The organism is Finegoldia magna, assembly GCF_002243175.1.
In the GTDB taxonomy this organism is placed as follows: Bacteria; Bacillota; Clostridia; order Tissierellales; family Peptoniphilaceae; genus Finegoldia; species Finegoldia magna_J.
In genome coordinates, this window is record NZ_NDYF01000013.1 from 1 (window position 1) to 11,653 (window position 11,653).

At 31.8% G+C, this 11,653-nt stretch carries 10 protein-coding genes; 1 reads left to right on the forward strand and 9 read right to left on the reverse strand.

What is annotated here, in order from left to right:
- Positions 1-175: 175 nt before the first annotated feature.
- From B9N53_RS05140 to B9N53_RS05175, 8 genes are all read right to left on the reverse strand, one after another.
- Positions 176-1,483, reverse strand: coding sequence for an NCS2 family permease (locus B9N53_RS05140; RefSeq protein WP_094203977.1), 1,308 nt, complete (start codon positions 1,481-1,483; stop codon positions 176-178).
- A gap of 11 nt (positions 1,484-1,494) precedes the next feature.
- Entirely contained in the window at positions 1,495-3,408 is a 1,914-nt protein-coding gene (locus tag B9N53_RS05145; RefSeq protein WP_094203978.1) for an ABC-F family ATP-binding cassette domain-containing protein, read from the reverse strand.
- Between the two features lie 53 nt (positions 3,409-3,461).
- Positions 3,462-4,004 carry a phosphodiesterase gene (yfcE, locus tag B9N53_RS05150; protein ID WP_094203979.1) on the reverse strand — a complete coding sequence of 181 codons (543 nt, stop codon included), beginning with the start codon at positions 4,002-4,004 and terminating at the stop codon, positions 3,462-3,464.
- A complete protein-coding gene (gene lon, locus B9N53_RS05155; protein WP_094203980.1) occupies positions 4,004-6,334 on the reverse strand; it encodes an endopeptidase La in 2,331 nt (776 codons plus the stop codon). Before lon ends, yfcE begins: the two co-directional genes overlap by 1 nt.
- Before the next feature lie 63 nt (positions 6,335-6,397).
- Complete coding sequence (clpX, locus tag B9N53_RS05160; RefSeq protein WP_094203981.1) at positions 6,398-7,633, reverse strand: ATP-dependent Clp protease ATP-binding subunit ClpX; 1,236 nt, start codon at positions 7,631-7,633, stop codon at positions 6,398-6,400.
- 10 nt (positions 7,634-7,643) lie between these two features.
- Positions 7,644-8,231 carry an ATP-dependent Clp endopeptidase proteolytic subunit ClpP gene (gene clpP, locus B9N53_RS05165; protein ID WP_002835127.1) on the reverse strand — a complete coding sequence of 196 codons (588 nt, stop codon included), beginning with the start codon at positions 8,229-8,231 and terminating at the stop codon, positions 7,644-7,646.
- A 40-nt stretch (positions 8,232-8,271) separates the two neighbouring features.
- Positions 8,272-9,597, reverse strand: coding sequence for a trigger factor (gene tig, locus B9N53_RS05170; RefSeq protein WP_094203982.1), 1,326 nt, complete (start codon positions 9,595-9,597; stop codon positions 8,272-8,274).
- 123 nt (positions 9,598-9,720) lie between these two features.
- A complete protein-coding gene (locus B9N53_RS05175; protein WP_094203983.1) occupies positions 9,721-10,707 on the reverse strand; it encodes a cell wall-binding repeat-containing protein in 987 nt (328 codons plus the stop codon).
- 126 nt (positions 10,708-10,833) lie between these two features.
- On the opposite strand from B9N53_RS05175, the gene B9N53_RS05180 reads away from it, so the two are divergent.
- Positions 10,834-11,496, forward strand: a complete 663-nt coding sequence (locus tag B9N53_RS05180; protein ID WP_094203984.1) for a helix-turn-helix transcriptional regulator — start codon at positions 10,834-10,836, stop codon at positions 11,494-11,496.
- Between the two features lie 16 nt (positions 11,497-11,512).
- Here B9N53_RS05180 and B9N53_RS05185 read toward each other — a convergent pair whose 3' ends face one another.
- On the reverse strand, positions 11,513-11,650 hold the full coding sequence (locus B9N53_RS05185) for a FeoB-associated Cys-rich membrane protein (RefSeq protein ID WP_094203985.1): 138 nt from the start codon (positions 11,648-11,650) through the stop codon (positions 11,513-11,515).
- Positions 11,651-11,653 lie beyond the last annotated feature (3 nt).

An 11,653-nucleotide genomic window follows, 5' to 3' on the forward strand; every position in this document is an offset into this window, starting at 1 on the left:
TCAGGCGTAACTATTTTATCATAGGAGGTTGTATTTTGCTTGAAGCTAAAGCTAATGTCTTCCACCTGCATAGCAGGTGGTTTTTTATTTCGCTCACTTCGTTCGCTCAACACACTTAAGTGTACAATAAAATAGTAGCGCATTTTTAAAATGCACTACTATTTTAATTTAACATTTAAAATAATGGCCAAATTATTCTTAATACGAATACTATTGCCAAAATATACATCAAAATTGAAATATCTTTTCTTTTTCCTGCTAATAATTTTATCAATACGTAGCTTATCATTCCGAAAGAAATTCCTTCAGCGATTGAATAACAAAATGGCATTGCAATTATTGTGATAAATGCAGGAATTGCTTCTGAATAATCGTAAAAGTCAATTTCTTTGATTGAGCTAAGCATAAATAATCCTACGATTACAAGTGCAGGTCCTGTTGCTTGTGCAGGAATCATTCCGAATACTGGGAACAAGAATAAGCTTAGGAAGAAAAAGAATGCTGTAGACAAAGCTGTTAGACCAGTTCTTCCACCTTCTGCAACTCCTGATGCTGACTCAACAAATGTAGTTACTGTACTTGTACCAAGTAAAGCTCCAGCTGTTGTTCCAATCGCATCTGCTAATAATGCAGGAGATGCTTCTTTTAATTTTCCTTGTTCATCTAACATACCAGCCTTTGCACTAACTCCAACCAAAGTTCCTACTGTATCGAAAATATCTACAAATAAGAACGTGAATACTACAGTGAACATATCAAAAGTAAATATTTTATCGAATTGTATTTTAAAAGCTACTGGAGCCAATGATGGTGGCAATGTTATTGGAGATCCGCCTTGGTATTTTGACACTCCCAAAATTAATGCCAAAATAGTAGACGCCAAAATTCCATACATCAACGCACCTTTGATTTCTCTTGCTAAAAGTAAAGCGATAATGAATAATCCTACAATAAATACTACGCTTTCTCTACTCAAAAGATTTCCCAATTGTAATACAGTACCTTCACCTTGCATAATAATTCCTGAATTTACCAAACCAACTAATGCTATGAAAAGTCCAATTCCACAGCTAACAGCTTTTTTCAAATTAATTGGAATCGCATCAAAAATCATTTCTCTTACTTTAAATAATGAAAGAATTAAAAATATAATACCTTCCAAAAATACAGCAGTAAGTGCAAATTGCCAAGTATAGCCCAAAGTTTTTACGACTGTGAATGTAAAAAATGCATTAAGTCCCATTCCTGGAGCGAGTCCAAATGGTAAGTTGGCTAAGAATGCCATGCAAATCATAGCAATGATACTTGAAACAACACTAGCCGTAAAAACTCCGCCCTTGTCCATTCCAGTTTGACTCAACATTTGTGGATTCACTGCCAAGATATAACTCATAGTCATAAATGTTGTAAATCCTGCCATTAATTCCGTCTTTACATCTGTTTTTTTCTCAGATAGACGAAATTTTTTTTCTAAAAAATCCAAGTTTTCCCTCCTTAATTTTTATCAAAATCTTCGTATTCCAATTGTTTATCTTCCCAATCTGAATACAAAGAATTTTTGTCAGCGTTAAGATTTTCCAATTCTTCATTTAATTGAAGAATTTTTTTAGGATCATCGTAAATATCATTTTGACAAAACATATCTTCAATTTCTTTGATTCGTTCGTCAATTTTATCTATATTCGATTCAATCGTTTCAATTTGTTTCCTTAATTTTTTAAGATTATTAGTAATAGCACGTTGTTTTTTCTTTTCTTTCAAAGCGGCAGTTTTGTTCAAACTTTCCTCTGTTTTATCCACTTTCAAATCGTTGATTTTTTCTTGATAATAATCGTAATTTCCAAGATAAGTTGTCGCTTTATCTTTTTCCAACACAATAATTTTATCACAAACTCTATTTAAGAAGTATCTGTCGTGGCTAATTACAAAAACAGTACCTTCGTAATTTATCAAAGAATCTTCCAAACTTTCCTTGGAGTCAATGTCCAAGTGGTTGGTAGGTTCGTCAAGTAACAAAAAATTTGATTTTGAAAGCATTAACTTCAACAACGATACACGCGCCTTTTCTCCCCCACTCAAATCTTCAATCAGTTTGAAAATATCGTCTCCTACAAAATTCATAATAGCAAGAGCGCTTCTGATTTCGTAGTGAGTCATTTTAGGGTATTCGTCCCAAATTTCATCTATAATTGTGTTTTTATCGTTCAAATACATCTGTTCTTGGTCAAAATATCCGATGTTTACATTGGAACCTAACCTGAATTTTCCAGAAGTTGGTTTTAATTTTTTGGTTATAATATTGAATAAAGTCGTTTTTCCAACTCCATTTGCTCCAATAAGTCCAACTCTTTCTTCCTTATATATATCTAAGTTACAGTTCTCAAAAATAAGCTTGTCGTCGATTTTTTTGGACAAATCTTCAACCATCAAAACGTCTTTGCCGCTTGGTGAAGATATTTTGAATTTAATTCCAAAAGTTCCATCATCATACGTTGGCTTATCCATAAGCTTCATTTTATCCAAGAGTTTCTTTCTGGATTGTCCTTGTTTATTCTTCTTAGCATTATCAGTGCTAGTGTATTTTTCAACGATTTCAAGTTGTCTCTTATACTCACGTTGTTGATTTTCGTAAGTCTTTCGTTGGATATCCATATAGATTTTTCTCTGTTTCATAAAACCAGTGTAATCTGTCTCGTACGTTTTGATGGTTCTATTTTCCATATGAAAAATCCTATTTACAATTCCATCTAAGAAATATCTATCGTGAGAAATTATCACACAAGCGCCCTTGTAATTTTTCAGAAAAGTTTCCAAAAACTCGATAGCTTTGATATCCAAATGGTTGGTAGGCTCGTCTAGTAACAATACGTCACATTTTTGTAGAAGAAGTTTTGCGAGCATTATTCGAGATTTTTGACCACCACTGAAATTAGTGACATTTTTATCCAAATCATCATCCGAAAATCCCAAACCTTTTAGTGTGCCTTTGATTTCAGAATCGTAGAGATATCCTCCCATTGATTCAAATCTTTCCAAATCTCTGTGGTATTTGTTCATCAAATCTTCCAAATCTTCGGTATCCTTCATTTGATTTTCGTATTCTCGAAGTTTGTTCTCCAATCTCAATACTTCTGAAAAAACGCTCAAGCATTCTTCGTACAAAGTATTAGTCGAATCAAATGAATTATGTTGCTTCAAGTATCCTATTTTCATATCATTTTTGATGAACAAGTCTCCACCGTCTTTAGACAATTCTCCTGTCAAAATATTAAACAAAGTGGATTTACCCGCACCATTTATTCCTATGATTCCAATTTTATCATTGTCGTTAATATTAAAAGTAACATTTTCTAAGATACTTTTATCTAAGAAAGATTTTTCTATGTCTTTTGCACCTATTAGAATCATTTTTTCACTTCCTAACTAAACAGTCAATCAACTCAATTCTGAGTTAATTGACTTCATATTTTCAAAGATGACAAAACTTTGTTTGAGTCTATATCTATAAGTTTGATTTCATCATCATCTATTATTGCAACTGATTTTACACCGTCTTTTGGAATAGAAGGACTACCTGGATTTAACAAAATAACTCCGTCTTTTTCTTCCAAAACTTTTACATGAGTGTGTCCTGTTATTACGATATCGCAATTATTCGCCTTAGCAATCCTAATTCTATTGTCTTCATCTTCTTCATATCCATGAATTGTGAAAATTCTAAATCTGCCAATATTTATGATTCTATGTTTTTGTGTCAAATCGTGTTCAATAACCATTTGATCCACATCACTATCGCAGTTTCCTCTTGTATATATCACATTATCCATAGATTTGAAAATAACTGCCAAATCTTTGGGATTGTAATCTTCTGGAAGAGCATTGCGTGGTCCGTGATACAAAACATCTCCCAAATGAAAAATCGTGTCGCAATCTTTTAGAATATCCAAAGCTTTTTTCGTATTATCTAAAGAGCCATGTGTATCGCTTATTACACCTATTTTCATTAGATTAATACCTCATCCAAAATTTCTTTTACATTATTTGTAAAATAGAATTTGATTTTTTGTCTAATTTTAGGATCAATGTCTTGGATATCTCTTTTGTTTTCTTTTGGCAAGAAAACTTTATTGATTCCGTATCTATGAGCAGCCAATACTTTTTCCTTGACACCACCAATTGCCAATACCCTTCCTGTAAGTGTGATTTCTCCAGTCATTGCAAAATCGTGTTTTACTTTTCTTCCTGTCAATGCACTTACTAGCGCTGTAACCATTGTAACACCTGCTGATGGTCCATCTTTTGGAACAGCACCTTCTGGAACATGAATATGAATATCTTTTTCTTTGTAGAATTCTCCTTTTATACCCAAATCCTCTTGGTTACTTCTGATGTATGAAATTGCAGCCATTGCAGATTCTTTCATTACATCTCCAAGTTTTCCTGTAAGTTGAGTTTTGCCTGTACCGTCCATCACATTAGCTTCAATTGTAAGGATAACTCCACCAACTTGTGTCCACGCTAAACCATTCACAACTCCAATTGTGTCTTCCCTTGGAATTTCATCATCTAAAACTAATTTTGATCCCAAGAATTTTTCTAGATTTTTATTGTTGACGACAACTTTTTTAACATCATCTCTTACGATTTTAACAACGGCTTTTCTGACTACTTTTCCAATATTTCTTTCAAGCTCTCTTACTCCACTTTCTCTTGTGTAGTTGTTTATAATCGTATAGATAGCATCTCTTGTGATGTGGAATTGGGATTTGTCCATTCCATTTTCTTTTAATTGACGTGGAAGCAAATATCTGTTAGCTATTTCAAATTTTTCATAATCTGTATAACTTGTAACTCTGATAACTTCCATTCTGTCTAACAATGCATCTGGAATTTGTTCTTGTGAATTTGCAGTAGTGATAAATAATACATCTGACAGATCAACTGGAATTTCGATGTAATTATCTGTAAATTCACTGTTTTGTTCCGGATCTAAAACTTCCAACAAAGCACTTGCAGGATCTCCTCTAAAATCAGATGCTAATTTGTCAATTTCATCCAATAAGAAAACTGGATTTAATTTCTTAGCTTTTTGCAATTGAGTTATGATTCTTCCTGGCATTGCTCCGATGTAAGTTTTTCTGTGGCCTCTGATTTCTGCTTCATCACGTACGCCACCAAGTCTCATGGATACGAATTTTCTATTAGTTGCTTCAGCTATAGATCTTGCAATTGAAGTTTTACCAACCCCTGGAGGGCCAACTAGACAAAGGATAGGTCCTTTTAATGATCCAGTCATCTTCTTAACAGCTAAATATTCCAAAATTCTTTTCTTTACATCTTCTAATCCAAAATGACCATCATTTAGAACTTTTTCTGCAACTTTTAAATCAATCGAACTTTTTGATTTTTTGTTCCAAGGAATATCCAATACTTGATCGATATAATTTCTAATCACTGTGCTTTCGGGATTATTTGGATTCATCGAAGATAATCTGTTGATTTCCTTTAAAACGTGTTCTTCAGAATCTTTTTTAAGTTTTAATTTCTTTACTCTATTTGCATAATCATCTGTGTCTTCAATGTCGTATTCTTCACCCAATTCCATCTTGATTTGACGCAATTGTTCTTGAAGAAAATACTCTTTTTGTGTGTCAGATATTTCCTTGTTTGTTCTTTGTTCGATATCTTCTTTTATCTTCAAAAATTCAATTTCTTTTATTACAAATTTGTACACCAACTCAATTCTTTCATCCATATCCAAAGTTTCCAATAATAAAATTGAATCCTTATCGTTTAATGAAATTAGCATTGAAATTGTATCTATCAAAGAACTTGGATCTTCTTCGTTTAAAAGTCCCCCAAGCAAATCTTGTGGTAATGGTTTTTTGATAATTTCTGCCAAGCTTTCAAACGAAGAAATAATCATCCTAATCATAGTCAGTGATTTATCCGTAGGATGATATTTTGTTTTATCGTATTCCATAACTTCAACGTTTGCTTCTAAGAAACTGTCGTTTTCAACAAAGTCTACGATTTTTGCTCTGTCGTAAGCTTCAACCAAAACTCTGACATTTCCGTTTGGCATTTTAATAGTTTGTTTGATACTTGCAAGAACTCCTGTATGATAAAAATCTTCTTTTGTGATGTTTTCTACAATTGGATCTTTTTGCGTACAAATAAAAATCTCAGAATTTCTGAGCAAACTAGCATTTAAAGCATTTAATGAAACTTCTCTTCCAACTTCAAAATGTTGGATATTATTTGGAAACAACCACAAACCACGCAACGCGATTATTGGAAGTTTCTTTTCTGATATTGTATAGTATTCTTTCATCAAACTCCTCTTTCGAATTTAATCTATTGATAAAAATAGCTCACCTAAAGTGAGCTATTTGTGTTATTTATTATTTGTTTTGAAAACAAGTTTTGGGTCTTTTCCTTCTAGTACACTTTCTTTTGTCAAAATTACTTTGGAAATGTCTTGTCTTGATGGTAGCTCAAACATAATATTCATCAAAGATTTTTCTATTATTGTTCTCAAACCTCTGGCACCTGTTTTTCTATCGTAAGCTAACTTGGCGATAGCTTTCAATGCTTCTTCATCAAATTCCAACTCAACATCATCCATTTTGAATAATTCTTGATATTGTTTGATAACTGCATTTTTAGGTTCCAAAAGTATTTTAATTAAAGCTTGTTCATCTAGTTCATCAAGTGTAACTAAAACTGGAATTCTTCCTACAAATTCAGGAATTAAACCAAATTTAATCAAATCTTCTGGCCTAATATCTTTGAACAATTCAGAAATTCTCTTATGTTCATTTTCTCCCAAATCTGCCCCAAAACCTATTGATTTTGTTTCTGTTCTTTTTTCGATTATTTTTTCTAAGCCGTCAAAAGCTCCACCGACAATGAATAAAATATTTTTTGTATCAACTTGAATATATTCTTGATTAGGATGCTTTCTTCCACCTTGTGGCGGTACATTACAAATTGTACCTTCCACTATTTTTAACAAAGCTTGTTGTACACCTTCACCGCTAACATCTCTAGTGATGGAAGGATTTTCGCTTTTTCTAGTAATCTTGTCGATTTCGTCAATGTAGATGATTCCTTGTTCTGCTTTTTCTATATCGTAATCCGCCGCTTGAATAAGCTTCAAAATTACATTTTCTACATCTTCTCCGACATATCCAGCTTCTGTAAGGCTAGTTGCATCGGCTATAGCAAAAGGAACATCCAATATCTTGGCTAAAGTTTCAGCTAAAAGTGTTTTTCCGCTTCCAGTTGGACCCACCAATAAAATATTCGATTTTTGTAATTCTACATCATTATTCATTAGATTAGAATTAATTCTTTTGTAATGATTATATACTGCAACAGCCAAGGCTTTTTTGCCTTCTTCCTGTTTGATTACATAATCATCAAGCACATCCTTGATTTCGATTGGCTTAGGCAAATCAATTCTTTCTTGGATAGTATCTACATCTTTGAACTCTTCTTCGATAATGCTATTGCATAGCGAAACACATTCATCGCAAATAAATACTCCAGGTCCAGCAATTAATTTTCTGACTTCATCTTGTGATTTACCGCAAAAAGAACATTTATATTGATTTTCATTCTTTGGCATAAATATTTCCTTATTTAGAAGTATATATAACTTCGTCTATCAATCCATACTCTTTTGCTTCTTCTGCTGTTAGTATGAAATCTCTGTCTGTATCTCTTTCAATTTTTTCTAGAGGTTGTCCAGTTCTTTCAGATAATATCTTGTTTAATAATTCTCTCTTCTTCAAAATATTCTTAGCGTGAATTTCGATATCACTAGCTTGTCCTTGTGCTCCACCAAGTGGTTGATGGATTAAAGTGTCTGCATTTGGAAGTGCATATCTTTTTCCTTTTGCACCACTTGTTAGAAGGATTGCTCCCATACTAGCAGCCATTCCTACACAGATTGTTGAAACATCTGGTTTAACGTATTGCATAGTATCGTATATCGCTAATCCTGCGCTTACAGAACCTCCTGGTGAATTGATATATAATTGAATATCCTTTTTTGGATCTTCACTTTCTAAGAACAATAATTGAGCTATAACAAGATCCGCCATCTGATCATTAACTTCGCCTGTGACGAAAATAATTCTTTCTTTTAAAAGTCGAGAGAAAATATCGTAAGATCTTTCGCCTCTATTACTTTGTTCTACAACCATTGGTACTAAAGATGGCATAATAATAACCTCCTATTATTAATTCTAATATATTGAAATATTATTTATCTTCTTTTGTTTCTTCAGCTTTCTTTGTTTCAAATTTAGTATTTTCTACTAATTTTTCTAAAGCTTTTTTTCTCTTGATGTCTTCTTTTAAGAATTCTACGTTTGGACTATTTTTGAATTCTTCGATGAATTTTTCTTCATCATCTTGTCCATATACTTTTGCAAATTCTTTTAATTGTTCATCTAATTCTTCTTCTGTTGATTCGATTGCTTCTTTTTCGATATATTTTTCTAATACCAAATCACCTTTAACTTTTAATTCAGCGTTAGCTCTTAATTCGTTTTTAACATCTTCTTCTGAAGTGTTAGTGATTTGGAAGTATTGATCTGTATTTAAGCCCATTTGTTGAACTCTTCTTGCAAAATCTTGGAATTGACGATTTACTTCGTTGTCAATCATTGATTCTGGAACTGTAATTTCAGTAGCATCAATCAAAGCTTCTACAGATTTGTTTTGTTTTTCAACTAATTGTCTTTGTTCGTTGTCTTTTTCTAAGTGTTCTTTGATGTCTTTCTTGTATTCGTCAAGAGTATCGAATTCAGAAACATCTTTTACGAATTCATCATCTAATTCAGGTAATACTTTTTCTTTGATTGAATTGATTTTGCATTCAAACTTAGCATCTTGTCCTTTTAAAGAATCTTCGTGGTAATCTTCTGGGAATTTAACATTAACGTCAAATTCATCTCCAACATTGTGACCTACGATTTGTTCTTCAAATCCTGGAATAAATGTGTGTGAACCTAAAACTAATTCGTAATCTTCTGCTTCCCCACCATCAAATGCTTTATCATCTACAAAACCTTTAAAGTTGATAGAAACAGTGTCATTTTCCTTAGCTTCTCTTCCTTCAACTTCTTGAACTCTTGCGTTTGATTCTAATTCGTGATTGATTTTCAAATCAACATCAGAATCAGTTACTTTGTATTCTTCGATTTCAGCTGAAAGATTAGAATAATCACCTAATTCGAATTCTGGTTTCAAATCAACAGTGAATTTTACTTTTACATCATTGTTTTCAGTAATGTCATCAAGATCGATGTCTGGTTGTGAAACTGGTTCTAATTCTAATTCTTCGATAGCTTTTTCGTAAATTCCTGGTAATAATAGATTTACAGCATCTTCGTAGAATAAACCTTCACCATAAGCTCTTTCCAACATTTTTCTTGGAACTTTACCTTTTCTAAATCCTTTTAAACTAAATTTAGATCTATTCTTTTTATAACTTTCCTCAATTGCATTATTAAAATCTTCTGCAGGTATTTCACATGTGAATACCGCTTGATTATTTTCTTTACTTACAAGCACTGCGCTCATACTTTCCTCCTAATTTTTATTTAAAACTTAAATTAATTTCACTTAAAATAGAAATTCCAGCTAATATTATACCCTAAATACCATTTTTTTTAAAGTTTTTTAGCTAAAATGATTAAAAAACTGTTATTTTTGTTCAACTTTGTAGTATAAATCCAATTTATTTGCTAATTTTTCGAAATTTTCTTCTTTTTTCCCGATATATACACCATTTTGTATAGATGTCGTAAGAAGTTTATTGGTAGTCTTGTCTACATTGCCTTCATTTACTAAAATATTTACGTAATTTTTTTGTAGACTAACATACGATGCCAATAAAGATGTTCTAATATCTTTGTGTTCGGTAAATATAATTTTAGAATACTTAATATCACTGTTTTGAACATAATTTGCATCATAGACCGATTTGTAATCATTTCGTGTAACCTTGAAGCCATTTTGTTTTAATTTCTCGTCGTATTCACTACTTATAATCGATGTAGGTTGATCTATCAAAATATTTGAAATTCCCTTATCAATAGCAAACTTTGTAATTGAATCGTCAAATTTCTTACCTTGTACAAATGTAATTGCGTATCCATTTTTAAGATAGTAACCCATCTTTGCTTGAATAAAATTGAAATTGGACAAATCGCTAATAACTAAAGTATCCGTAGGATTCAAATTCGTGTTTTCTTTGATTACATTCTTGGACACTTCGACGCGATCTCTGCCATCAATTCTTGTAACCAACAAACCGCTCAATTTCAAATTATCAGAGATTTCTTCTGAAACTGATTTTGGTCCGCCTATGATATATACATTTTTCGCTTTCAACCTATTAGCTTCATTTAATATCGGACTTTCTTTCTTTATATATGCTCCATCATTTTGAATAAGCAAAATCGCAGCCTTATTCTTATATGCAAAACTTAGGGCTGAAATTATGTCGCTTTCCTTTTTTTCATTTACTATGACTAAGTTTGCGTTTTTGTCGTAAACTTCTTCAGTCAATTTTTCTGACAAATCGGAACAGTCTTTCTCAATTATTTTATCCAGAACTACATCCGTATTCGCAAGTGATTTTGTCGATAAAAACAACAAACACATACACAAAATTAAAATTCTTTTCATAATTACCTCTCCATTAATTATATATTAAAATCAAATCAAATTGCAAAAATGTATCATTTCTTGCAATTTCAAGCAAATTAGTTATATAATTAATTCGTAACACTCAAAAAATGAAAGGAATTTTATATGTTCGAATTGGAATCAAAGTTAATAAAGGCTGTTCAGATAAAATCAAACAAAAAAGCACATGATTTAGCTGAAGAAATACTAAAAAATTGGGAAGATTCTGAAACTAATATTAGATCCCAAAAGAACACAATTATTCAGTTATTAGCGATATTTTCATGGAATCAGATGAAAAATATAAACGATTCTCAAAGTTTAAAATATTGTGAAAATGAAAAAAACAAACTATTATATAAAGTAGAAAATAATGAATCTGAAAACACCAGTGAAATACTTCACGAAATCGTAGAATATTACACTACAAACCAAAATATATTTACAAAGGGTTGTGAAAACCCATTAATCAGAAGGGCATTGGATTACATTTACAATAACAGTGAGCAGAAGATTTCTCTGGATATTCTGTCTGATCACTTGCACGTGTCAAAAAGCTATTTGTCGACATTGATTTGTCAAAACACGGGAAGCAATCTTCCAAATATTTTGACTACTTTTAGAATAGAAAAAAGTCTACTGCTTTTGACTTACACCGACAAATCCGTTAGCGAGATTTCAAAAGAAGTTGGGTTTCAATCTGATTCATATTTTTGTCAACAATTCAAAAATATAAAACAAATTACACCTAAAAAGTTTAGAACAATAACAAAGCGTGACCTATATTAAGGCCACGCTGTTTTTATTATTTATTATAATTATTAGAATGAGGGCAAGAACTGGAGCCGCAATCACAGCTGCCACCTTTTTTAATAATACGACGCACTGCAAAAACAACTGCCGTCGCAATTATTATTAATATTATTATATCTGCAATATTCAAAAA